Source organism: Vibrio sp. TMPB1044, from assembly GCF_030442075.1.
Lineage (GTDB): Bacteria > Pseudomonadota > Gammaproteobacteria > Enterobacterales > Vibrionaceae > Vibrio > Vibrio satsumensis.
In genome coordinates this window covers 79,124-103,322 of the sequence record NZ_JAUJED010000022.1, presented here as the reverse complement: position 1 = coordinate 103,322, position 24,199 = coordinate 79,124, and the positions used below count along the sequence as shown (strand labels likewise).

Genomic DNA, 24,199 nt, shown 5'->3' with positions numbered 1-24,199 from the left:
ACAGCTATCAGCCAGAACAAGTCCGTATCTAAATACCAATTTTCTGGCTGGATTCTTATGTAACCTATTTTAAACGACCGACTCCCTTTATAACAATGACTTATCGCTCATGATTTGTGATTGAACAACAAAATGTAGAGTTTTTCTGTCTAACGAGATTAAGTGTTAGAAAAGTGAAAATCTGTGCTTAGTGCTATTGTTAAAACAAGTTTACTATTGACAATAAAGACAATATTTCCACTTCAAAAAACCGTTTATTTACTAATTTGTAGTTAAGGTAAAAACAGATAAATACCGAAATTAACTTCGAGAAATTCATTCTATAAATTAAAACAAAGCGGTTTTTAATAATTCCCTACCCTTCATACGTTTACGATAAATAATAAAATTGGATTTTATACAAAAAATTTGATCAATAAGTATTTTTGTAAACTTTGAATTACATACTCTAAAATTTAATCTCCCTAAAAAAACTTGTCATAAGCCGAAATACTCTTCCAATCTTGATTCGCAACACATGGCATTAGCGTGTTGCATATAGACTTCCTATAAAGCCGTTGGGAAGAAGGAGTTTATATTAAAATCAGGAACGAAAAATGAACCAACAACGTCAACTAAGCTGGAAAATCGCAGCCATTCTAGGTACGTCTTTCGGCTTTACTGCACACGCTGCAGAAATGGTCAGAATCGATAATGATACACTGCTACAACAAAGCCTCGTCGCGCAGTCGAAGAGTGTTGCCCCACTAGAATTAGGTTTTTCTGAAGTGAAACGGGTGGTATTGCCCAATGGGAAAACGAAAGTCCGTTACCAACAAACTCACTTAGGTTTACCCGTCTTTGATACCTCCGTTGTCGCCACCCTTTCTAAGAACCAGCCCACTCAGGTGTTCGGCTCCATGGCACAAGGCATCAGTGGTGACCTATCCAGCATCGCGCCAAAACTGAATCAGGAACAAGCGATTGAAGCCGCATTGTCTGCTCATCGCACATTTACCGTCGGCAAAAAGTCCATTGAAAACAAAAACGCGAAACTGATGGTGAGATTGGATGAGAACCAAGTTGCCCAAGTGGTGTATCTGGTCGATTTCTTTATCGCATCCTCTATGCCAGAGCGCCCTTTCTACTTTATTGATGCTACGACTGGCGATGTTCTCCAAAAATGGAATGGATTAAACCACGCTAAATCGTCTGGTACTGGCCCGGGTGGTAACCTCAAAACCACTCGATATGAATACGGAAGTGACTTCCCTAGCTTTCCCATCGACAAAACAGGCACGACGTGTAAGTTAGAGAACGATTCGGTTAAGACGGTCAACTTGAATCATGGAACCTCTGGCAGCGCTGCCTACAGCTACAACTGTGCCGACGGAACCAACTACACCGATCATAAATACATTAACGGGGCATACTCGCCTCTTAACGATGCGCACTACTTCGGTAATGTTGTCTTCGATATGTACAAAGAGTGGATGAACACCTCGCCGTTAACCTTCCAGCTGACGATGCGAGTTCATTACAGCACGGATTATGAAAATGCCTTCTGGAATGGTACATCGATGACTTTTGGCGATGGCAAAAATACCTTTTACCCACTGGTCGATATCAACGTGAGTGCTCACGAAGTCAGCCACGGGTTCACAGAGCAAAACTCGGGGCTTGTGTACCGAAATATGTCGGGCGGTATGAATGAAGCCTTCTCAGACATTGCGGGCGAAGCGGCTGAATATTACTTGCGTGGCAATGTAGATTGGATTGTTGGTAGCGACATATTCAAATCGGAAGGTGGCTTGCGTTACTTTGATCAACCTTCAAAAGATGGCCGCTCGATTGATCATGCCTCTCAATACTACGACGGTTTGAACGTTCACTTGTCTAGCGGTGTTTATAACCGCGCCTTTTACCTTTTAGCGAACAAATCGGGTTGGAATGTACGTAAGGACTTTGAAATATTCACAGTCGCAAACCAACTGTATTGGACGGCAAACAGTACCTTTGATGCTGGTGCTTGTGGCGTAGCGAAAGCCGCAGCCGACATGGGCTATGTGGTTGCCGATGTTGAAGATGCTTTTAACACCGTAGGCGTGAATGCAAGCTGTGGTGTCACACCGCCAACTGGCAATGTACTAACGAAAGACACTCCGATTGCGAACCTAAGCGGGAATCAATCCTCAGAGAGCTTCTACACCTTCACTGTGGATTCTGCATCAAACGTGACGGTTTCAATGTCTGGCGGCTCAGGCGATGCCGACCTTTACGTGAAATCGGGTAACAAGCCAACCACATCCAGTTACGACTGTCGCCCTTATCGCGCTGGCAATAATGAGCAGTGCAGTGTGAGCGCGCAACAGGGCGTGACTTATCATGTGTTACTGCGCGGATACTCGAACTATTCAGGCCTCACGTTGCGTTTAGATTGAGTTAGAACAAAAAGCGAACCGCGTTAAATGGAGATCAACAAGGCAAAACTGTTTTGCTTATTAGGTCTTGAAATAAAAAACCTCCGGTTACGTAGGCGTGACCGGAGGTTTATTGGATAGATTGTCATTGATACTACAAGTAAGATAAAGCGAGTAAGATACAACTAATAATCGAGCAGTGATTAGAACTCTTCAGTATCAATCTCGCGTTGAGTTGCCGCGTTATAACGTCCACCAGCTATCTTGTTTTGAGGAATAATATCGTCTATCACGCGCAACAATTCATCAGAAACCGATAACTGCTGTGCATTCCAGTTGTCCTCTAAGTGTTGGAGGCTTGTAGTACCCGGTAATGCGATAGAGTTCGGTGCTTTTTTCAAAGTCCAAGCCAATGCCAGTTGTGCCAGAGTCGGAGTTGAACCGCGATTGTCATTAATCGAAAAGCCGTTCTCTTCGGCAAACATCGGCAACACAGACTCAAACTGTCGTACTAAAGACAAATTAGACTCGAAGTGTTCATCAGAGAAACGTGGCATGGCTAAGCGAATATCACCAGCGACAAACTGATTATCTTTCACTTCACCTGTCAACATACCGCGGCCAACAGGACTGAATGACACAAAAGTTGCATCTATCTTTTGGCACTGTTCGATAACCGCGATTTCTGGATTACGCGACCAGAGTGAATATTCAGATTGTACTGCTGCGATCTTATGAACCGCATTAGCTTTGGCGATGGTGTCGGCAGAAACTTCTGACAAACCTATGTGTTTGATCTTACCCTCTTCGACCAAACGAGAAAGTTCACCAATGCTCTCTTCAATCGGAACGCTTTTGTCCCATCGATGCAGGTAGTACAAATCAATGACGTCAGTATTCAAACGTTGTAGTGAATCTTCACACGTTTTACGAATCGTTTCTGGCCGCCCATCAATCGCTCGCTTGCCATCAGGCCCTTTGAACATTCCACATTTACTAGCGAGGAAAAACTCATGACGACGATGACCAACCGCCTCAGCTAACAGTGATTCATTCGCACCAAAGCCATACAACGCAGCCGTGTCGAGCATGTTATAGCCCAGATCCAACGCTTGATTGAGTAACTTAATGCTATCCGATTTCTGCGGTGGAGTGCCATAAGCATGCGACAAGTTCATACAACCTAAAGCCACTGGCGCTAATGTCTGCCCACCAATACTAGCCATCATCGTTTATCCTTTTACTGCTAAAAATACCAACTGTTCACTAACACGACTTTAAAGAACGGTTCTTCTTTAAGTCACTACTGAGCGTTAACTTACTACTCAGTTTTAATTACTCAGCTTCAAGTAACTGTTCAAGCTTGTCTAATGTTTCCATGGCAGGAAGGCAGCTCGCCACACTTGAATTTGGCTCACGACCCGTTTTGATTGCATCGAAGAATTCACGGTCGATAAGTTCAATACCATTATTAGAAACCTCAACACCTTCTAGCGAGATAGGGTTTTCTTTGCCGTCATACAGGTCATCATAGCGCGCTAGGTAAGTGCCCTCTTCACAGATGTAACGGAAGAACGTACCAAACGGGCCATCATTGTTGAATGACAGTGAAAGCGTACAAATTGCACCTGATGGCACTTTCATACCAATGCTCATGTCCATCGCGATACCCAAGTCTGGGTGAATTGGACCTTGAAGTGCTTGAAGTTTTGTTGCCTGTTCACCGGTTTGGTATTGGAAAAGATCAACCGTATGACAAGCATGGTGCCAAAGCAGGTGATCGGTCCAACAACGAGCTTCACCTTTAGCGTTGGTGTTTGTGCGGCGGAAGAAATATGTTTGTACGTCCATCTGCTGAATATGAAGTTCACCTGCAGCAATCTTATTTTGAATCCATTGGTGGCTTGGATTGAAACGACGAGTGTGACCAGCCATTGCAACCTTACCTGATTTCTTCTGCGCTTCTACCACGCGGTAACTGTCTTCGATGTTGTCCGCCATTGGGATTTCAACCAAAACATGTTTGCCTGCTTCCATACATTCAATCGCTTGTGCTGCGTGCATTTGTGTTGGCGTAGCAAGAATTACTGCTTCCACCTCATCAAGTGCAAGTGCGTCAGATAGGTTGGTAAAGCCCTTTGAATCATGACCATACTCTGTGATCAGTTGATCAAGCTTATCTTGCTCTGGAGAAACCATCGCAGTTACGCGAACGCCTTCAATTTCACGGATAGCATCCAAGTGTTTACGTCCAAAGGCACCTGTCGCGCCCACAACACATACGTTCATATTCATTCCTTTAATTTGATACCCGCCCTGTTTGGCCGGTGTTGCTTAATGCTTTTTACTTAATGTTTGATTACTTAATGAATTACTTAGTTGCTTAATTGCTTAATTGCTTAATTGCTTAATAATCGATGGCTTCTACGTTTAACCTTGCTCCGCATTCAACTAATCACAACATTCGCTTGCTTAGATTTTCGATTTTTTGGCTATGCCGTTATTCATTCAATGCGCGAGTTCCAGTATTGGCCAATTGCCCTAATACCAAATCACTCAATGTAGATAGGTCTTGCCCTTGATACTCGACTGGCATCTTACCGAGTGCGCTATGCCACTCCATCGCACCGTTCACCATCGAGCCATTCAAATTTAGTTCGCTTAAGGTATTAGACACCTCTTTAAGCTCGTTAGAACGTCGCTCCCCATGAGATAACATACGTTCCAAGTGATATTGGCCGAGATCGTTCAATGGCAGAGCTGGATACGTTGTACTGAGTGATTCGAGCACATGATTTTCAACCCCCGCTTTACGCGCTGCCAACAAACATTCCGTAGTGAGAGCTTCAAGTCCTTTTACCATCACAGAACGGATCATTTTGATGCTTGATGCCTCACCCACTTGGTCAGACACCACTTCAACTTTGAAGCCAAGTGAGATCAGTATCGGTTCAATTTCTAATGCTTTTTTTCCTGAGATCAACAATGGGATTGCAGATGTTCTTCCCAACACCGGGGCCATAATTGCAACATCAAGGTAGCTTGCACCACATGCTTCAATAAGCTCAGCATTCCTTTGTTTTACTTGGGGTGAACATGAATTACAGTCCAAGAATATCTGTTTGGACGTGAATGTTTTCGCTACGTTTTTCGCCACAGCTTCAGCTTGATCGGCCGTCACCAATGAAAAGACTAACTCAGCACCATTTATCGCCTCGTGAGCTTCAAATGCACCTTGAACGCCATGCTTAATGTATTCAAGAAGAATGCTTTCGCGGTGCTGTGCATGGTTACTTTTGATATCGAATCCACTAATCACTTCTGGTGCTTTATCACCCCAGCTCACCAAAAATGCTTGTGCAGCTTCACCAAAACCAATGAACGCAGCTCTTGTTATCGTCGCCATAATTCTCTTTTTACCTGCCAACTTATCTGCGTTTTTCATGACAGTTACCTTAGCATTGGCACCTACAGAGCGATAATCAAATAAATATAAGGGGTATTCAATTTTGGAAAAATGCCTTCACTTTTAGACCGCACTTGAGTGTCATGATTTAAGTTGAAAATAGAAAGCCAAACAGAAAACACAACAAGCCGAACTGAACTCAACTGAGAATAACTAAAGCTGTACACCTTTCTCACGTAACAACGTCAGAAAATGGTTTTGAACCGAGGTAGCAAACCAGTTTTTCCGCATGGTTAAACCGATTGGGCGTGACTGCTTTTTGCAATCAAATGGCAGAATGGTGAAGTGCCCCTCTTCAAGTTCGCGAGTGATCTGGTGCTGAGAGAGAATCGTTAATCGATCGCTGCCTAAAAGCAGTTCTCTTACCAACATCTGCGAGCTCGCCTCAACAATTCGAGTGGGTACATCACGTTCCTGAGATGTGAAAATGTCTTCAAACATTCTACGTCCAGGTGTGTTTACATTAGATACAACCCAACTCGAATCTTGTAAATCATCAAGTGTTATTTGCTCTTTCAAGCTCAATGGATGATCGTTTCTAGAGAGGATTTTGTTATGTGATTGAAACAGAGTTTCTTGGCGAATATCAGTGCTCGGTGATGGGAAACGCAGCGCACCAATGAGGATATCTAGGTCACCGTGGCGTAAGTGATTGAGCAAGTCTTGATACGGGCCGTCGATCACATGAATTTGGCAATCAGGGAACTTACGAGAAAACTCATTGATGGTGTTTGGTAGTAAACATGTACGAGCAAGAGGCAAACAGCCAACCGTAATCACACTGTTATGGCGGTTACTCAATAAGCCAACCTCTTCGATGCCTTGCTTGATTTCTACGAAGGCTAATTTACTCGACATCACCAGAGCGCTACCAGCTTTACTAATCGTAATACCCGTGCTGTTTTTTTCGAATAAAGTGATACCAAGGATCTCTTCAAGATCTTTAGATGCACGATAAACTGACGACTGCGACACTTCCAAAATTCGACTGGCTTCAGTAAAGCTTTGACCGTTAGAAACCGCGATCAATGCTTTCAATTGAGTGGTCGTTATATTGAACAAATAGCGCTGAACACTGCTTTTTCGCTGGCCTTTCGCGACTTTTAGTGAATCAGCAATGCCTTTACTGATGTACTCTAACGCACGTTCAATTCGAAATGAAAACGCTTCTCCTTGTTCGGTCGGTTTCATGCCATCGGTGGTGCGTTCGAACAGCTCACTATGAATGTTTTTTTCCAGTTTCGCTATCGCTTGTGTGATGGCTGGCTGAGACAAAAACACCACTTCCGAAGCCTTGCTAATGCTTCCAGTATTCACCACTTCTGATATCGCTCTTAGGTGTCTCAAGTTTGGAATATTTAACATGTTATCGCCTCAAAAGTGCTGTCAAACTGCCATTTACATTCAAATTACAAATACAAATGACACCTTCAAAAACGTTGCCAAATGACTCATTTAAACCCCGTCAACTATCGAACACATTCAGCACATTTTTTGAATACTCTTCCAGCAGAAAAGCTGAAATCTGTGAGTTGATGTAGATAAAATGTAACTCCACCAAGGTAAAGATGTGACTTCATTCTCCAAAAAAGAAATACACAAAAATTCATTTTCAATCCCCTTTTTCAATACATAACTCACAGCTATATATCAGTAACCTACTGTTTTATAGTGCAATGCAAATAGAATATCAAACTGTAACCCCAGCACGAATAGTTAATGTTATCTCAAAATTGAATAACACTTTCACTATATGAATTATCGGTTGTTAATTTTAGGTGATAACTTTATCGACGTAGAAACAGGAGGTTCACAAATGAAAACAATAACTAAACTTACACTCGCTCTATCGCTTGCATATGCAGGTTCTGCTGCTGCTCTGGACATCACTATTGGGCATGTAGATTCACAAGATTGGACGATCTCTAAGAAAGGCGCTGCAACACAGGTTTTCAAGAACCTTGTAGAGGCTGAATCTGGTGGTCGAATTAATGTAAATATCTACCCTTCAGGTCAACTTGGTGGCGAGACAGAGCTACTTCAGTCGACTCAAGAAGGCATGCTAACCATGACTATGGTTTCTGGTGCTTACTCTAAGCTTTGTAAGGAAGCGAACGTACTAGAAATCCCTTACCTGTTCCCTTCAGCTCCTATTGCTTGGGAAGTGCTAGATGGTGAGTTTGGTCAAAAATTGAATGACCAATGTTTGAAAACAACGGGTCTACGTAACCTCGCTTATGGCGAAACAGGTTTCCGCCATTTCACAAACTCAAAGCGTGAAATTACTATGCCGCAAGACTTAAACGGTCTTAAAATCCGCGTAATGACAACACCACTTTACGTTGAAATGATGAAGTCATTGGATGCAGAGCCTACACCTATTGCATTCCCTGAAGTTCCTGCCGCTCTGACCACTGGCGTTATCGACGGACAGGAAAACCCTGTCAGCGTAATCAACGCGAACAAATTCTATGAACTTCAGAAATACATCACTCTAGACGGTCACGTTTATGGTACTGATTTCTTATTAATGAATGACAATTTCTACACATCTTTGAATGCCGAAGACCGAGCCATCATTGATCGTGCTGCAAAAGTTGCAGGCACAGTAGGTCGAGCTATTCAGCAAGTGAATTCAGCAGAAGGCTTAGAAGTACTTGCTCAAAAAGGCATGAAGATTACTTCGCTAACGCCAGAGCAACAGAAACAATTCCGCGATAAGACACAGCCCGCTGTGATCAAATGGTTATCAGGCACTATCGATTCAAAATGGATTGATGATGCACTAGACGCAGTAGAAACCGCGACTAACTAATTCATAACCGAATAATCAATACAAAAACCCTACAGCAGTACTTATAAGAAATGAGTCGTTATACCTCTGATGTATAACGACTCTTCCCAAGGAGACAGGGAACATGATTGAGCAATATAAAAAGCTACTTGCGATTCTCGCCGGGGCTTCACTCTTCAATTTGTTTGCAGTGATGTTGATCACCACAATCAGCCGTTACTTTTTTAATACCTCTATCCTATGGGGCGAGGAGCTAAGCAAATACTCAATGATTTATGGCGTTATGTTCGCTACATCATTGTGTTATTTAGAAGGCTTACACATCAAATTTTCTGTTCTTGATTCAGTGAAATCAAAAGCATTTCAAAAAACGCTGGAAGTCATTGTCGACCTATCTGTTTTGTTATGTTCGGTGATCTGGACTTACTCAGCGTACCTATTTGTGATCAAACGCGGAGGCATTGAGTCAGCTGGTATTGGAGTCTCTATGTACTACTTCCAATCAGCATTGATTGTTGGCGGCGCTTGCCTATTTATAGCCGCTACACTGCGTTTAATTCAGCACGTGAAATCAGCGCGTGTATCCACAAGAACTCAAGCTATCCAAAGCGACGTATAAGGAATCGTTATGCCTTCAATTGCCTTAATGGGATCCATGCTAATTTTTGGTATTCCTCTCGTATTCAGCATCATCTTGGCGATGTCGTTCTACGTCTCTAGTACTCCCATCTCTATCAGCCTAATAGCCCAACGTATTTTTAGTGGTTTGGATTCTTACTCTATCCTTGCGGTTCCTCTGTTTGTTCTTGCGGGTGAACTAATGAACAAGAGTGGTATCACTAGCCGTATCATTGATTTCGCTAACGCATTAGTGGGTCACTTTCGTGGTGGCTTAGCTCAAGTGAATATCTGGTCTTCAGTGATGTTTGCTGGTATCTCTGGCTCTGCAGTTGCTGATACCTCCGCACTTGGCCGCGTGTTCATTCCTCAAATGGAAAAAGAAGGCTACAGCAAAGAGTTTTCTTCAGCGTTAACGGCAGCGTCTTCGGTTATTGGGCCGATGATTCCACCTAGTATTCCAGTGATCATTTATGCGCTTATTGCGAGTGGCGTATCTGTCCCTGCCCTATTCTTAGCGGGTATTGTTCCTGGCGTATTGTCTGCGGTTGCTCTGTCTATTTTCGTGTTTATTTACGCGACTCGTCACAACATAAAAAGCAACGTGGTTCGTCAAAGCCGCCGTAAAGCGTTGGTAAAAGCGTTTGTTCCGCTAACAATGCCAATCTTCATCCTTGGTTCAATCTTGATGGGTATTGTGACGCCAACTGAAGCAGCGGCGTTCGCAGCTTTCTATGCGCTACTAGTTGGTATGTTCGTGTATAAATCTCTAAGTTTCAGTGACCTACCAGAAGTGTTCATGCGTTCAATGCGCGACTCTTCAATTGTCTTGATCCTGATTGCTGTTGTATCTGTAGCGAACTGGATTCTTACTTTCTCCCGCGTTCCTCAGTTCATCAGCCAACAGATTTTAGGCAGCATCAGCGACCCAATCATGTTCCTGATTATGGTAAACGTTATCTTGTTGGTTGTTGGGTTATTCCTTGAAGGCATTGCTGCAATGCTGATTCTTATCCCAATCTTTCATCCGATTGCGATGAGCTTTGGTATCGACCCTGTTCACTTCGGTATCGTAGTTATCTTCAACCTAATGATTGGCTTGATTACACCACCAATGGGGATTTGTCTGTTTGTGTCCAACACCATTTCCAAGGTCGGAATCGCTGCAATTTCTAAGCAAGTGATTCCACTGTTCCTACTTGAAGTATTGGTGTTGTTCTTCATCACTTTTGTTCCGCAAAGCGTGCTGTTCTTGCCACAGCTATTCGGATACTAGAGCACACACAAAACCATGTCTGTATATGAAATATTGCTGCCGCTGATACTGATTGTCGCGGCAGGCTTTCTCACGACTAAAAATGGCTTTTTCACTCGCCATTTCATCGGTGACGTAAGCAAATTCGTTCTTTATATCTCACTTCCTGCGGTCATTTTTGGCAGTGTCACTCAGTTAAATTTGAGCGAAGCCATCAACAAGAACTACATGTTGATCTATGCCGTAGGCGGCTTGCTGTGTATGACCATCGCAGTGTTGTATAGCCGATTAATCATGAAGTTGAAGTGGCAAGATTGCTTCATCAACGCTTTAGGTAGCGGGATGCCAAACAGCGCATTCATAGGCTTCCCTATCGTGTTGTCGATTTTTAATGGTCAATACGCAGAAGCGTTTCTAATGAGCGTATTGATTGAAAATCTCGTGTTTATTCCTGTGTGTTTGGTGTTACTGGAGTTCTCGAATGAAACCGACTCTTCGCTCAAAGATCAACTTATCGAGATTGGAAACAGGCTAAGAAAGAACCCAATCATCATTTCGATCACTTTAGCGTTGAGCATCAACCTATTAGGTATTCAGCTGCCATTCGTGATTGAAGAAAGTGTTGGTGTTCTCGCCAAAACTTCAGTCGCTTTAGCACTGTTTGCGATTGGTGGAATTTTGGGGCAATCACTGGTGCTAAACCAAAAATCACGCATTGCGCTGGTTACTAGCATCAAATTAGTTTGCTTCCCAATTATTGCGCTCGGTTTACTTTTGGTCTGGCCGGTAGAAGGAGATTTGAAATATGTGCTGCTTATCTTTTGTGCATCACCAATGCTCTCTATCTACCCCATTCTTGGCGGGATCTATAAGCAACAAAACTTCTGCGCAAACACATTGATTATAACGACGCTGGCCTCTGGATTTACTTTGTCTATCGTTGTTTCGCTCATAACTCATAACTCATAACTCATAACTCATAACTCAAATAACAATAACTCATAACTCATAACTCAAATAACAATAACTAAAATGTTCACTCATAAGGTCTTAAACATGGAAAAAGTTAAAATTGCTGTTGCTGGAGCAGGCTTAATCGGGAAAACACACATCAAACTCATTGTTGAAAATGAACAATGCGAACTGGCTGCTATCGTTGATCCGTTCCCAGCGGCGAAAGAGATTGCCGATGATTACGGTGTGCCCGTTTATGCGAGCTTAGAAGCGCTGTTTTCCGATGCAAAGCCAGACGGCGTGATCCTCGCGACCCCAAATAAGTTACACGCTCTGCAAACACACGAATGTATTGTCGCTGGTGTGGCTGCTATCGTCGAAAAGCCAGTGACAGATTCTATCGAAGATGCGGTTGAGTTATTGAAACATGCAAAACATGAGAACAGTAAAATACTGGTGGGCCATCACCGCGCTTATAGCCCTCTTTTGGAAACCGCTAAAAAGATCATCGACAGCGGTGAGCTTGGCAAACTGGTTTCTATTATGGGCAGCGCGGCATTTTACAAGCCAGATTATTACTTTGATGAGGGCGACTGGCGCAAGGTAAAAGGCGGCGGTCCTATCCTTATCAACATGATTCATGAGATAGGCAACCTGCGTCACCTTGTTGGCGATATTGTCGGTGTTCAGGCGATGAGCTCAAGCAGTGCACGAGATTTTGAAGTGGAAGATACAACAGTCATCTCTCTGCGCTTTGAAAACGGTACGCTAGGATCTTTCCTTCTGTCAGATGCGTCAGCAAGCCCACGCAGTTGGGAACAAACCTCACAAGAGAACAAATCTTACGCGACGTACGAAACCGAAGATTGCTACCACGTGGCGGGCACCAATGGCTCCCTTTCTATACCAACCATGCAGGTTAAATCATTCGCGAAAGATGTTACGCCCTCTTGGTGGAACGAGATGCTTGAGCGCAAAGAAGAAATTCATCGTGAAGACCCTTTAAAACGCCAGCTTGAACACTTCTGCGCATTGATTCGCGGCGAAGAACAAACACCAAAAGTCAGCATTTGGGATGGCCTACAAAATCTATTGGTTATCGACGCGATCATCAAAGCCTGTGAAACCGAACAATACGTCCCCGTTCAAGATGTAACACCGCAGCTTAAGTAAGGAGCCACCATGAAATATTCAATCGCGACTGTGTGCTTGTCTGGCACGCTAGAACAAAAAATGCATGCTGCCGCTAAAGCGGGCTTTCAAGCTATTGAGATCTTTGAAAATGACCTCACTCAATACCGTGGTTCAGCTTCTGACGTTAAACGTATCGCAGACAGTCTTGGCTTAGAAATTCTTGTACTACAACCGTTTCGCGACATGGAGGGCATGCCTGCTCACCTTCGCCAGAAAAAGTACAACATGCTTGAACGTAAAATGGACCTAGCCCACCAGCTAGGCACCAGCCGCTTGATGATGTGCAGTAACGTGCATCCTCAGTCATCTCCAAACGTTGAACAGTGCGCTGAAGACTTATACGCGCTAGCTGAACTGGCAAAGCGTGAAAATATGCAATTGGGCTATGAAGCTCTAGCATGGGGTCGCCACATTGCCGATTATGATGACGCTTGGAACCTAGTGAAAACGGTCGACCACCCTAACCTTGGTGTGGTTCTCGACACCTTTCACATGTTTGCACGCGGAAACACATTGGATACGTTGAAGAACGATATTCCAGTCGACAAGATCGCTCTGGTTCAAGTGGCCGACGCACCAAAAATGCAGATGGATATTCTTCAATACAGCCGCCACTATCGTTGTTTTCCCGGCCAAGGTGACTTCCCAGTTATTGATTTCGTAAAAGCGCTTAAAGGCAAAGGCTACAACGACTATTTATCCCATGAAGTCTTCAACGATGAATTCCGTTCATCATCGCCAATCGAGAAAGCGATCGATGGTGTGCGTTCTTTGAAATGGCTAGAAGATCAAACTAACGATGCGTTCAATGCACCTAAGATCCACGACCTTAGCTTTATTGAATTCGCAGTTAAAGAGCGCGAGAACAACCCTTTCTCAGATGTGATTGAGTCTCTTGGTTTCCGAAAGACCCATTGCCATAAGAGTAAGAATGTTGATTTGTACCAACGCGGTGACATCAACTTCATCTTCAACTACGAGAAAAACTCGAACGCACAAACTTACCGTGAAGGCCATGGTGAGTCGGTCTGCGCGCTCGGTGTTATCACTGAAGATTCAAGCCGTCTTGTTGAGCTGGCAAGCCGCTACAATAGCCCAACCATTCATCAGACGCGCCAAGAGAATGAGTTAGACATCCCTACTCTCAAAAGCTCTGGCAACTTGCTGATTCACCTTCTTGAAGAGAACGAAGCGTCTAAGTTTTACGAAGTGGATTTTGAATCCGTAGCAGATCAAGCTCCGATGAACGACAACTTCACCCGCATCGACCACATGGGTCAAGTTGTAGCGCCTGACGCACTGCTGTCTAACCTGTTCTTCTATAAGTCCATCTTCGGCTTTGTACCAGAAGAGAGCTTTGACCTGCCAGATGTGAACGGCCTAATCACTAGCCGTACCATCAAGAGCGCCAACAGTAAGATCAAGATCGCATTGAACAGCACCAGCGCTAAGCAAACCTCAGCACAGCGCTTCTTGAACGACTCTAATGGTGCGAGCATCAACCAAATTGCCATGGAGTGTAAAGACATCTTCTTAGCGGTTCAGGATCTATCTCCTATCTATCAGTTGAAGATCCCGAACAACTACTACTTGGATATTCAAGCGCAATTTGATTTACCAGATGAGTTGATTCAACGCCTTAGCGACAACAACATTCTATACACGGAAGACGAAACAGGCAGCTTCTTCCACTTCTACACCAAAGAGATAAATGGCTTGTTCTTCGAAGTGGTTCAGCGTGTAGGAGATTACAGTAAATACGGCGAGACTAATGCGTTCATTCGTCTAGCGTCACAAGCAAATCAGTTCTAACAGGCATTGTTGCCTAACTCTTTTCACCCAATATATCCGTCGCCATACAACCTCACTTACATGGCGGCAGATATATTAACTTGCTATTTTTCTTCTTGAGCTTTGCTGCACTTTACTCATCTTCGGTAAGTGCAGCTTTTTTGTATAGTTGGGGGAAGCAGTTAGAGACGGTTGTCATTACTGAGGGGGTCTAACAAGCTTTTGGACAGTAAAAACGCGTTAGATCAAAAAATCTAATTAACTTAACTGATATTAGAAAAAATATCTTGAAACCTTAAAGCTGAGAGGTTGATACAGCGATGTTGAACAATGAGTCTTAGATCTCTAATCAGTCACGTTAGTATGAGTGAAGCCGGAAGTGATAGACTTAGAAAGCGTATAAATAATAATCAACAAAAGTCTGGTGAGTGTGTTACCTTGGTCTCTATCCCTACCGCTTAGTAAGGACTTCTTTTCTTTTCCGAACTCACATCTCGGCACTCCTTAGTTGCCCTCCTAAGCCTCACAGCAGGCTTTAATTATGTCAATTTCAACCCAAAAGTTAAGAAACATATTCAAACTCACTAGAATTGAAAATGTAGAAACCAACAATCACGTACCCCATATAGCGCCTTGGTTACCACTTGCTCAAAAAGTAAAACCTGTCATCCCTTCTGCGATTATATATTGCGAAGGTAATTTTGGTAAAGTTGATGGTAAAACCGCTAATGGATTAGTGAGGCATTCGTTAAGCTATCGTATTCTATCGGTTATTGATAGTGAGTCTGCTGGCTTAGATGCTGGTGAAGTTCTTGATAACAAAGCCAATGGAATACCTATCCTTGCTAATGCTGAAGAAGCTATCATTCACGCAGAAAGCATTCCCGATTACTTCATTTTTGGCATTGCGCCATCAAGTGGTTTTTTATCTGACTTAGATAAAAGCATCATTTTAAATGCCATGTCACTAGGAATGAACATCGTAAATGGCTTACATGAATTCCTAACCGATGATCCTCGATTTTTAGAAGCTAGCTTAAAGAATAACGTTCGAATATTCGATACTCGAAAACCTAAAAATAAAGGCGACCTGAAAACGTTTAGCGGGAAAATACACAGCGTTAAATGTCCGAGAATTGCTGTAATGGGAACGGATTGCGCGCTAGGAAAACGAACAACAGCAACAATATTGACGAATGAACTGACTAAAAAAGGCCTTAATGTCGTTCTGATTGCCACCGGTCAAACCGGCATTATGCAAGGCGCACAATACTGCGTTGCACTCGATGCTGTTCCTTCACAATTTTGTGCCGGTGAGTTGGAATCTGTCATTGTACAGGCCTATGAAAAAGAAAATCCGGACCTGATTATTATTGAAGGGCAAGGAGCCTTGAGTCACCCTGCGTTTTCAACCAGCGCTTTTATCTTACGTGGCAGTTGTCCAACGGGTGTGATATTGCAACATGCTCCTAAACGTTTATATCGTAGTGATTTTCCTGATTGCCCAATGCCTTCGATTGCCTCAGAAATCAATCTTATCGAAACGTTTTCTAATACCGATGTTATTGGACTAACACTGAATCATGAAGATATGTCTTTAGATGAAACCTGTCGTGCGATAGACAGTTACACTACCGAATTTGGTCTACCGGTTACTGATGTCTTGTCACAGCCTGTTGAGCATCTACTGCACATCGTATCGTCAGCCTTCCCTATAATAGCAAGTAAACTGGCCGAAAAAGGGTGAACTACCCTAGGTTAGACATCGATTGTGGGAAAGTTCACCATAACGCTCAGTACCTGATTAGTCAGCTCTCACTGAAAAACATATCTGTCACGCCTGTAACAAAAGCCTTCCTCGGCCACCCTATCATCGCACAAGTTCTTATTGATGCTGGCGCAACAATGTTAGCCGATTCAAGAATCGAAAATCTTCAAAAGATGACTGAATCTGGCATTGCTATCCCTAAAATGCTGATACGTACACCCATGCTAAGTGAAGTGGCGAGCGTAATAAAATACAGTGATATGAGTTTAAACTCTGAAGTTGAAGTGATTCAGAGGCTTTCACATGCAGCGGAACAACAAAATTGCCGTCACGATATTATTATTATGGTTGAGCTTGGCGATCTCAGAGAAGGTGTGATGACTAATCATGTGATTGATTTTATCCGAGAAGTTATTTCTTTACCGAACATCACGATAAAAGGAATTGGTACGAATTTAGCCTGTCGGTATGGTGTCGCTCCAGATGATCAAAATATGAGTATTCTTTCTGATCTTGCCGATGGAATTGAAGCTACATTTGGGATCAGTCTAGAAATTATTTCAGGGGGTAATTCTGCTTCAGTTAACTGGGCTCTTCAGAGAACAGGCTTAACTCGAGTAAATAACCTTCGTATAGGAGAAGCCATTTTTTTAGGCTGTGAGCCTTTAGAGCACGAAAATATCAAAGGCTTACATACGGATGCAGTTTCTTTGACCGCTGAAGTGATTGAATCCAAGATTAAACCGACTTTGCCTTGGGGAAGTCGAGGGTTAAATGCTTTTGGTGAAAAAGAAAGCCTTCAAGATAGAGGGGAGGTCTCACAAGCCATTGTAGCATTAGGCCGCCAAGATGTTTGTGTCAGTGGGCTTAAGGCTCCGAATGGGATTAAGATAATGTCTTCAACCAGTGATCATCTTGTCCTTGAATCCTCACAAAAACCACTATTTGTAGGGGAAACAGTCACATTCTGTCTCGATTACAGTGCGCTCTTATCTTCTATGTCTTCACGTTATATCCATAAATATTTTAAGGCACCTAAAGGGAGAAGAAAGGAAGAAGGAGCGCATAATGCTACGAACAACAGTAATTATCTTCGTCAGTGTCATGCTTAGTGGTTGTCAGATAAGCCCAATGGAATCAAATGGGCTTGCCGATTATAGAGCGACGGTTATCTCAAGCCAACTGCCACAAAATTTAGGACCACTCACGCTTGTGGGTGCTAAATCAAAAGCCAATATTGTTACTATTGTTTTCGTAAAAAAGAAAACTGTAGATATGGAAAGATTAGTTGCTCGAGTAACGGTCAGTTTTTGTGAAAATATTGAAATAAGACCTTTATTGGAATATGGGATTTCCCATCGAATTTTTACCTTAGGCAAAAATGATAAAGTAGAAAGCCTTAACGTCATTTCTCTAGCTAACTGCTCTAATTGAATGCTTAGCAGTCGAATGGATAAAAGCCAATACGAGTTGTTCAATGTACTCAATGACATTATTTTATTGAAGTTTGACCGTCTTACGCCTTGGGAAAAAAACTTTATCACGGACCTACACCACAAAGCTTTAACTAAGCAGGTCATTTCAACTAAACAAGAACAACTTGTGTTGAAAATTTCAATGAAAGCTCACAAGTCAAAGAAAAAACACACACATTCCAAGATTTAATTTAAGACTGTGTATACCTAATCTGTTCAAGGTACTCTAAACCTTGGACAGATTAGTAGTATTTGTACTTAACGTATTGAAAATAATCAAGTGTAGAGGTGAATGGGTAACAACTTTCAGCGTAATGGCAATTGAAACACCTAAGTATTTAGGTTCCTTTTCAATTAACACTCAGTACCTTCTGAAAGCAACAATGCATCTTCTAATTCAACCCCAAGATAGCGGATTGTATTATCTACCTTGGTATGACCAAGTAGTAGCTGCACCGCTCGGATATTTTTCGTTTTTGCGTAGACTAACGTCGCTTTTGTTCGCCTCATCGAGTGAGTGCCATACAAGTTAGGATCCAACCCCAGATTAGAAGCCATCTCCTCACTAAGTATCGATAGTACGAATAGCTAATCGGTTGTTGCTTTCGCCTTTGGCTTGGGAAAATAAAATTGCTGTCATGTAGCGAAGCCATCAAAATCCATTTCATTAGACTCTGCTGAGTTCTTGTCGTTATCTCAAATTGAACTTCAATATCTGTTTTGCGCTGGATATGCTTAACGCGGTTAAATATCTTATCTTGCGAAGATACATCGCAAACTCTGAGAACGAGTAAATCACTTGCTCTAAGTTTGCTATCAATAGCTAAGTTGAGCAACGCAAGCTGCATCAAATTATTTTCAATTTCTAATCTGGTTCTGAACCGCCAAATTTCCTCAAGCCGAAAAGGCTTTTTGACGCCACTTCGTTTTGTTGAAAACTACCATGATGACCTCCTTTTTAATTTGGTCATCACGATTGTTGTCATTACTGAGGGGTTCTAACAAACTTTTGGACATTTCTGAGCTAGCGACTTTGTTAATTTAGATAAGTGCGGATAGCTTTGAGTACTGCTAAACACCGTGCAGCACCTCATAATTAGGTGCCATAGGTGAACGGAGTAGGACAAACCGTTCTCCTTGGAGATATGTAGAAGAGATTTTACTTTCCTCTAACTCAATTTGTATTACTGAAAAGTGGTGCAAATGATTGAGTATCCGCGACTTTCAATAAGTCTTTTTCTAGTTTTTTATAGATCCTACTATAAGCATAATTCCCCATGCTTATACGTTTCACCCCTAACTCAGAAAGAGTCTTGAAGTCAGGCAAACGTTGGGTACACATTACGTTTAGAGGTAGCTCTGTGAATTCTGCAAGAACCTTAATGTCCTCTTTTTTCTCTAAAAAGGGTACAAAAATGCCATCTACACCTGCCTTTTGATACAGGGATATACGAAGCTTTGTTTCCTCAAGTGGAGTATCACTTTTGACTAAATAAGCATCTGTTCTTGAGTTCAAGAATATGGAAATACCTGATGCACGTAAAAGTGCTACCAAACCAGAGATGGTATTTTCCATTACATATGGATCTTTTAGAACTCTCTTTCCATCTATGACTACGCTATCTTCGATGTTAATCCCAACGACCCCAATTTCAGCTAACGCCTTAATATTGTCATAGATTTCAGATATTGTTTCCCCATAACCAGCCTCAATATCAACAGTCAACGGAATGGTTGTTCGGCCCTTAATCTTAATTACAAGATCGTGCAACTCAGAAAAGGAAATTTCTTCCCCATCTGAATACCCAAGCATACGAGAAATGGCTGCACTGGAAGTACCGATACATTGGTAACCAGCCTGCTCTGCTATAACTGCACTAAACACATCCCATACGTTACATATCAGAACTGGCTCTGGTTGAAAGTGTAAGCTCCTGAAATCCATATTAATAATCCTTATAACCATCTTCAGATAAAAGCTAACACGACCATGGTATTATTGAATAGTCATGCGGATGGATTTTTTGTCTACACACCCCTATTTTGATAGAAAATGGGAGTTTTCTGTCACGGCCTCTCATCTGTAAACCATGAGCAAAAGTAAGGTGATTTCAGTGGCACGATCTACCACTAAGTAATTATGTTAACGCGCAACGGGGCATTTTCAAACTAGAAAATGCCACGGGTAAAATGTGAGCACCAAGCGATATATTATTTCAAAACTCAGAACCAGCCTTATTCTATGGTGTCACATATTTAACTGTATTCAGGCAAACTCCCTCTCTTCCATGCCGCGATAAAATCATCTTCTTTTAAGGGCTTAGATAGTAAGAACCCCTGTACTTCCTGGCATCCTTTGTTTCGAACGTAATCTAATTGACTCACTGTCTCTACGCCTTCTGCAATGATATTGAGGTCATAAATTTTGGCCATTTCTATGATCACTTCAATAAGCTGTTTGTCTGTTGATTCAGAGTCAATTGCGTTGACAAACATACGGTCGATCTTAAGCGTATCGATAGGATAATTTATCAGTTGACTAAAGGCTGTATAGCCGGTACCAAAATCGTCAAGAGAAACCTTCACTCCGAGTTCTTTCAACGCCTTAAGTCTCTCAATATTTTGTTCATCACCGGGTATAAAGCAGGTTTCGGTGATTTCCATTTCAACCATGTGGGCTGGAATCTTATAGCGCGTCAGTAACCCAGAAAGTACATTGACAAAGTCGGAATTGGAGAGTTGCCAGGATGAGAAATTAATCGCTAATGTACCATCAAAATTCAGCTCTTCTATCCAGACGGACAGCTTCTGCAAAGCATTTTCAAAAACCCAATAATCAATATGTTTAATTAAGCCTGACGATTCTGCTACAGGTATAAAGTCCGCTGGCCCGTAGGAGAGAAGAGCCTCGTGGCTTGTACGGATTAGAACTTCTGCACCTTTTATCTTACCTTTTTCGATATCATAAACTGGCATATAGGTTAGATAGAACTCGTTAGATTTAATCGCATCTTTCAAGTCTTCATTAATTTGAGTATGACGCTTTATTTCTCTATCCATCTCTTTTGAGTAGAATTGATAATGGTTTCTTCCCGCGACATTTTTGCAGGCATACATCGCTGAATCAGCATTGTTAACCAGTTCGGTGACAGAGTTAGCATCATCAGGGTAAACGGAAATACCGACACTGACCCCAATATCAAATTGAGTACCATCCACCTCGAAGCCGTCTTCAAAGAGAGAGAGAATTCGATGGGCAAATTCGGTAAGTATATCTAAGTCGTCCAATCCACCAACTATGATGGCAAACTCATCCCCAGATAGCCTGGCGAACTCAAGCTCAGAGATAGTTAGATTTCCCCACTCAAAATCAACAAAGCTCTCGACAAGGCGTTCTGCAAACACTACGAATAAGTGGTCACCAACATGATGTCCGTACTTGTCATTTACGTGTTTAAAGTTATCAATATCAAAGTAGATAACGGCGCACTTTGTATCTGTTTCGGTGCAGTTACTCATTATACGCGTGATATCTAGATTGAATTTTTTCCTATTTGGTAAGCCCGTCAGAGAGTCTCTTTTTGCCAGATCATCGAGATCAGTAATCAAATTAATGTACTTATTGGTAAGGATGGAGACTTCGTCGTTACTTTTGGAACGCTCTATGTAGACTAAGCCATCATGATTTACGGACTCCACTTTCTTAGTCAGTCTCTCCACTGGCTTAATGATTTGTTTTACGATTAGCCACTTTAGTAGTAAGAAAGTGACAGCCGTTACTAACAAAACAATAACAGCGTAAAGAAGTTGAAAGGGTTTATACAACTTATTGAGGTGTATTTGAGATAGGCAAATTTTGATCGACCATAAGTCATGTATTAACTGAAAACCCAATTCATAGTCTGGCAGGGTAATATCTTTTATCTGTTCTTCGTTCCCCAGCGAGTGCGAGGTAGTATTAGGTCTAAGTATCAGTTGAGCGCCAGGATCAAGCTTACTTCTCACAGACTCTTGAAATTCATTGTAGTGCCTAATTTTGGAGCGAACTACTGCAGTAAGTAATGTCTGCCCATAAGAAAAAGTTGGGACAGTAAAACTCTGCTCGGGTGTAAATGTTTTTACAACTAAAAATTCAGGGCCTTCAACACCATCGTTCAATTTGTAGGTAGAGGCATTAACGCGAGCTACACCTTTCAAGTCTAATGCTTGTTGAATCGCAGCAAGGTGATCCGTCACAACCGTATCAGCAGAGTATTTTGCAAATGGGTCCGACGTATTAAAGTAGATAAGTTCTTCGCCATTAATATCCACTAGAGCAAAGCTCTCGATCATACCGTGATTGAGCTTTAATTGATTTATATACCCCGCCAGCTCTTTCTCCGTGTAGTACTGAGCGGTGTCATCATATATTTCAATAAGATACTTTTGAATATAGTAGTTCTCTAGACTCATTCTAATCGCAAAATCGAGCTCTCTAAGTGCTTCATTAAGGTCATGAGAGATATGAGTCAGTTCACTTTGTAATTGTTCCGATAGCGATGAGTTCAGTTGCATTTTTTGACTGGTGTACGAAAAAACTCCAGCGATGGAGAAAATTACCACCATAACAGGAAGTAGAATATAATTGATTTTTAGAGACAATTTCATTTGTTTGTTTTATCTCTTTGGCTATGAATAACAAAGAGTATTTGGCTTCTCAGGTCTGAAGCTTCTTTGCTTAGTGTCTTATAGGTAAACGATGAACCGCTGTTTAATCGCTTTGGGAACAACTCTTCATCTAACAGATAGTCATCAGTTGCTAAGTCCAAGACGTGTTTGTTTGAACTTGCGAACCACATCTCTTCAGCGTTTAATACTGATTTTTCAGGTGTGTTAATAAAGTTAAGGAACTCTATTGACGCTTTGCTAATAGGCCTGTCTTTATGGACACTAAAGCATTCATGCCACATCAAAGTGCCTTCTTGAGGAATGGTGTAGATCCAATCATCTTGCTCTGTATACGACGCTATTTGCTCTTTTTCTCCTGAATAGATAACGGCAACTTCCATTTTAGAGCCAGATTTTGTGTCTAGAGCATAGCTAACCCCCGCTCTTATTACTAATAGCTGTTCACGGACCTTCATCAACAGTTTGTACGCTTGTGCTAATTCGACTTCATTTTCGGTCATAGGATCAAACCCTAACGCCAATAATGCGATTGCAATGGTATCTACATCGTCATCAGGAATCACAACAGTTTGAGGGTGCTCTAATGCGTAGTCGAAAACGTCCATCCAAGAGGTTATACCTTCGGTAGCTCTTGAAGAGCGAAATGCGACCCCCATGGTACCATTAGCGTACGGAATGCCATGCACCCCACAAACTCTGCGAGACACCTCTGTAAAGTTTGAATTACCTTCCTTCAAAGTATTAGACAAATCCCCTAAAGTGCCTGCTTTGCCCAGTTCGCCAATAGTTAGCCCATCAATGATAAACAAATCATAGGCTAGGGCTTTACCTGAATACACAACAGCATCACGCAACATTTCATTTTCAAAATAAACTTGAGAAACAGTATGACCGTACTGCTCTTCAAACTCTTCTATCAGAGTGTCAGAGATATAGTCTTCCCAAGTGAAAATTTTTAGCTCTTCAGAAAAACTCTGTGTTGACAAAAAAATAGAAAAAGTTAAAGAAAAACAAGTTATGAAATGCATCAGATACCTACTACAATTGTTTTCGATGGCGTTTAACCATGACGTTAATTTTGGTCTTATTACATAAAACAATAGGCGTGATTGTGCCTCATTATTCAATATATTAGTGAGGTGTATATTAGATTTCGTGCAAATAGTTGATTTGTGGGACTAGAGTCGGCATAGAGAATTGATGTCGTTTGTACCATAAGGCATTTTGCATAGAGAGTGAGTTCAAATGGAATGTAATCGCGTACAGTTGGTGTTTTACCCTACTCCAGAACTTAAGCCGTAAAAAAGCCCCTAACGATGCTAGAGGCTTGATGTTGAGGTTTGTATTCGACTAGAGGTATTAGTCGTCTAACAGGAACTGAATCGCTAAGCCGTAACCTTTAGTTCCCATACCAATCACTGTGCCTGCGGCTACAGGCGATATGTAAGAGTGATGACGGAATGCTTCGCGCGCGTGAACATTTGAGATATGCACTTCAACAACGGGAACATCGACGCCTTTGATAGCATCATGCAAGGCAATTGACGTGTGAGTATAAGCACCTGGGTTGAATACCACGCCTACACATTCACCGGCAGTAAATTCACGACCTGCTTTGTGTACGGCATCGATCAACTGACCTTCAGTGTTACTTTGAAAGCACTCGACTTCGCAATCATATTTAGCGGCTAACTTGCGGCAGTTTTCTTCTACGTCTGCCAGTGTTTCATGACCATATTGTTGAGGCTCACGAGTTCCTAGTAGGTTTAGGTTTGGTCCGTTCAACACTAATAATTTTTTCATTGTTCCTTTCCTTA

General features: G+C 42.1%; 19 protein-coding genes and 1 pseudogene. 11 read left to right on the top strand and 9 right to left on the bottom strand.

Annotated elements, in window-relative coordinates:
* Window positions 1-596: 596 nt before the first annotated feature.
* Entirely contained in the window at window positions 597-2,420 is a 1,824-nt protein-coding gene (locus QQ041_RS15660; RefSeq protein WP_285954412.1) for a M4 family metallopeptidase, read from the top strand.
* 182 nt (window positions 2,421-2,602) lie between these two features.
* Here QQ041_RS15660 and QQ041_RS15655 read toward each other — a convergent pair whose 3' ends face one another.
* From QQ041_RS15655 to QQ041_RS15640, 4 genes are all read right to left on the bottom strand, one after another.
* The gene (locus tag QQ041_RS15655) at window positions 2,603-3,628 is read right to left on the bottom strand and encodes an aldo/keto reductase (RefSeq protein ID WP_285954411.1); all 1,026 of its coding nucleotides are present in this window, start codon (window positions 3,626-3,628) and stop codon (window positions 2,603-2,605) included.
* A gap of 106 nt (window positions 3,629-3,734) precedes the next feature.
* Window positions 3,735-4,688, bottom strand: coding sequence for a Gfo/Idh/MocA family oxidoreductase (locus QQ041_RS15650; RefSeq protein WP_285954410.1), 954 nt, complete (start codon window positions 4,686-4,688; stop codon window positions 3,735-3,737).
* Between the two features lie 211 nt (window positions 4,689-4,899).
* Entirely contained in the window at window positions 4,900-5,844 is a 945-nt protein-coding gene (locus tag QQ041_RS15645) for a DUF1932 domain-containing protein (RefSeq protein ID WP_285954409.1), read from the bottom strand.
* Between the two features lie 174 nt (window positions 5,845-6,018).
* Window positions 6,019-7,230, bottom strand: coding sequence for a LysR family transcriptional regulator (locus QQ041_RS15640; protein WP_285954408.1), 1,212 nt, complete (start codon window positions 7,228-7,230; stop codon window positions 6,019-6,021).
* 451 nt (window positions 7,231-7,681) lie between these two features.
* Between QQ041_RS15640 and QQ041_RS15635 the strand changes: the two genes are divergently transcribed.
* The 10 genes from QQ041_RS15635 to QQ041_RS15590 all read left to right on the top strand — a co-directional run bounded on the left by QQ041_RS15635 (window position 7,682) and on the right by QQ041_RS15590 (window position 17,904).
* Window positions 7,682-8,680 (top strand): DctP family TRAP transporter solute-binding subunit, encoded by a 999-nt coding sequence (locus QQ041_RS15635; RefSeq protein ID WP_285954407.1) that lies wholly within the window; start codon window positions 7,682-7,684, stop codon window positions 8,678-8,680.
* A gap of 103 nt (window positions 8,681-8,783) precedes the next feature.
* Window positions 8,784-9,278 (top strand): TRAP transporter small permease, encoded by a 495-nt coding sequence (locus QQ041_RS15630; protein WP_050653371.1) that lies wholly within the window; start codon window positions 8,784-8,786, stop codon window positions 9,276-9,278.
* 9 nt (window positions 9,279-9,287) lie between these two features.
* Complete coding sequence (locus tag QQ041_RS15625; RefSeq protein WP_082241965.1) at window positions 9,288-10,553, top strand: TRAP transporter large permease; 1,266 nt, start codon at window positions 9,288-9,290, stop codon at window positions 10,551-10,553.
* A 15-nt stretch (window positions 10,554-10,568) separates the two neighbouring features.
* Window positions 10,569-11,501 carry an AEC family transporter gene (locus tag QQ041_RS15620; protein WP_285954406.1) on the top strand — a complete coding sequence of 311 codons (933 nt, stop codon included), beginning with the start codon at window positions 10,569-10,571 and terminating at the stop codon, window positions 11,499-11,501.
* An 87-nt stretch (window positions 11,502-11,588) separates the two neighbouring features.
* Window positions 11,589-12,659 carry a Gfo/Idh/MocA family protein gene (locus tag QQ041_RS15615; protein WP_285954405.1) on the top strand — a complete coding sequence of 357 codons (1,071 nt, stop codon included), beginning with the start codon at window positions 11,589-11,591 and terminating at the stop codon, window positions 12,657-12,659.
* Window positions 12,660-12,668: 9 nt separating this feature from the next.
* Window positions 12,669-14,492, top strand: a complete 1,824-nt coding sequence (locus tag QQ041_RS15610; RefSeq protein WP_285954404.1) for a bifunctional sugar phosphate isomerase/epimerase/4-hydroxyphenylpyruvate dioxygenase family protein — start codon at window positions 12,669-12,671, stop codon at window positions 14,490-14,492.
* 520 nt (window positions 14,493-15,012) lie between these two features.
* The gene (locus QQ041_RS15605; protein WP_285954403.1) at window positions 15,013-16,218 is read left to right on the top strand and encodes a DUF1611 domain-containing protein; all 1,206 of its coding nucleotides are present in this window, start codon (window positions 15,013-15,015) and stop codon (window positions 16,216-16,218) included.
* Window positions 16,215-17,351: an alanine/ornithine racemase family PLP-dependent enzyme gene (locus QQ041_RS15600; protein WP_285954402.1), complete on the top strand. Its 1,137-nt coding sequence runs from the start codon at window positions 16,215-16,217 to the stop codon at window positions 17,349-17,351. The genes QQ041_RS15605 and QQ041_RS15600 overlap by 4 nt, the downstream gene beginning before the upstream one ends.
* Window positions 17,308-17,673, top strand: coding sequence for a type II secretion system pilot lipoprotein GspS-beta (gspS2, locus tag QQ041_RS15595; protein ID WP_285954401.1), 366 nt, complete (start codon window positions 17,308-17,310; stop codon window positions 17,671-17,673). Before QQ041_RS15600 ends, gspS2 begins: the two co-directional genes overlap by 44 nt.
* Window positions 17,674-17,904 carry a hypothetical protein gene (locus QQ041_RS15590; protein ID WP_285954400.1) on the top strand — a complete coding sequence of 77 codons (231 nt, stop codon included), beginning with the start codon at window positions 17,674-17,676 and terminating at the stop codon, window positions 17,902-17,904.
* 164 nt (window positions 17,905-18,068) lie between these two features.
* Here QQ041_RS15590 and QQ041_RS15585 read toward each other — a convergent pair.
* The 5 genes and pseudogenes from QQ041_RS15585 to aroQ all read right to left on the bottom strand — a co-directional run bounded on the left by QQ041_RS15585 (window position 18,069) and on the right by aroQ (window position 24,185).
* A pseudogene (locus QQ041_RS15585) lies at window positions 18,069-18,604 on the bottom strand (tyrosine-type recombinase/integrase).
* Window positions 18,605-18,888: 284 nt separating this feature from the next.
* Window positions 18,889-19,659: an isocitrate lyase/phosphoenolpyruvate mutase family protein gene (locus tag QQ041_RS15580; protein WP_285954399.1), complete on the bottom strand. Its 771-nt coding sequence runs from the start codon at window positions 19,657-19,659 to the stop codon at window positions 18,889-18,891.
* A gap of 311 nt (window positions 19,660-19,970) precedes the next feature.
* Window positions 19,971-22,361, bottom strand: coding sequence for a bifunctional diguanylate cyclase/phosphodiesterase (locus QQ041_RS15575; protein WP_285954398.1), 2,391 nt, complete (start codon window positions 22,359-22,361; stop codon window positions 19,971-19,973).
* A complete protein-coding gene (locus QQ041_RS15570; RefSeq protein WP_353057838.1) occupies window positions 22,358-23,410 on the bottom strand; it encodes a spermidine/putrescine ABC transporter substrate-binding protein in 1,053 nt (350 codons plus the stop codon). Before QQ041_RS15570 ends, QQ041_RS15575 begins: the two co-directional genes overlap by 4 nt.
* A gap of 331 nt (window positions 23,411-23,741) precedes the next feature.
* Complete coding sequence (gene aroQ / locus QQ041_RS15565) at window positions 23,742-24,185, bottom strand: type II 3-dehydroquinate dehydratase (protein ID WP_050621174.1); 444 nt, start codon at window positions 24,183-24,185, stop codon at window positions 23,742-23,744.
* Window positions 24,186-24,199 lie beyond the last annotated feature (14 nt).

Bases quoted from the DNA above. Each gene is read 5' to 3' on its own strand.
- QQ041_RS15655 (WP_285954411.1), bottom strand. From the start codon at position 3,628: ATGATGGCTAGTATTGGTGGGCAGACATTAGCGCCAGTGGCTTTAGGT.
- QQ041_RS15605 (WP_285954403.1), top strand. From the start codon at position 15,013: ATGTCAATTTCAACCCAAAAGTTAAGAAACATATTCAAACTCACTAGA.
- QQ041_RS15645 (WP_285954409.1), bottom strand. From the start codon at position 5,844: ATGAAAAACGCAGATAAGTTGGCAGGTAAAAAGAGAATTATGGCGACG.
- QQ041_RS15580 (WP_285954399.1), bottom strand. From the start codon at position 19,659: ATGGATTTCAGGAGCTTACACTTTCAACCAGAGCCAGTTCTGATATGT.
- QQ041_RS15650 (WP_285954410.1), bottom strand. From the start codon at position 4,688: ATGAACGTATGTGTTGTGGGCGCGACAGGTGCCTTTGGACGTAAACAC.
- QQ041_RS15610 (WP_285954404.1), top strand. From the start codon at position 12,669: ATGAAATATTCAATCGCGACTGTGTGCTTGTCTGGCACGCTAGAACAA.
- QQ041_RS15660 (WP_285954412.1), top strand. From the start codon at position 597: ATGAACCAACAACGTCAACTAAGCTGGAAAATCGCAGCCATTCTAGGT.
- QQ041_RS15575 (WP_285954398.1), bottom strand. From the start codon at position 22,361: ATGAAATTGTCTCTAAAAATCAATTATATTCTACTTCCTGTTATGGTG.
- QQ041_RS15625 (WP_082241965.1), top strand. From the start codon at position 9,288: ATGCCTTCAATTGCCTTAATGGGATCCATGCTAATTTTTGGTATTCCT.
- QQ041_RS15630 (WP_050653371.1), top strand. From the start codon at position 8,784: ATGATTGAGCAATATAAAAAGCTACTTGCGATTCTCGCCGGGGCTTCA.
- QQ041_RS15635 (WP_285954407.1), top strand. From the start codon at position 7,682: ATGAAAACAATAACTAAACTTACACTCGCTCTATCGCTTGCATATGCA.
- gspS2 (WP_285954401.1), top strand. From the start codon at position 17,308: ATGCTACGAACAACAGTAATTATCTTCGTCAGTGTCATGCTTAGTGGT.
- QQ041_RS15615 (WP_285954405.1), top strand. From the start codon at position 11,589: ATGGAAAAAGTTAAAATTGCTGTTGCTGGAGCAGGCTTAATCGGGAAA.
- QQ041_RS15620 (WP_285954406.1), top strand. From the start codon at position 10,569: ATGTCTGTATATGAAATATTGCTGCCGCTGATACTGATTGTCGCGGCA.
- aroQ (WP_050621174.1), bottom strand. From the start codon at position 24,185: ATGAAAAAATTATTAGTGTTGAACGGACCAAACCTAAACCTACTAGGA.
- QQ041_RS15590 (WP_285954400.1), top strand. From the start codon at position 17,674: ATGCTTAGCAGTCGAATGGATAAAAGCCAATACGAGTTGTTCAATGTA.
- QQ041_RS15640 (WP_285954408.1), bottom strand. From the start codon at position 7,230: ATGTTAAATATTCCAAACTTGAGACACCTAAGAGCGATATCAGAAGTG.
- QQ041_RS15570 (WP_353057838.1), bottom strand. From the start codon at position 23,410: ATGCATTTCATAACTTGTTTTTCTTTAACTTTTTCTATTTTTTTGTCA.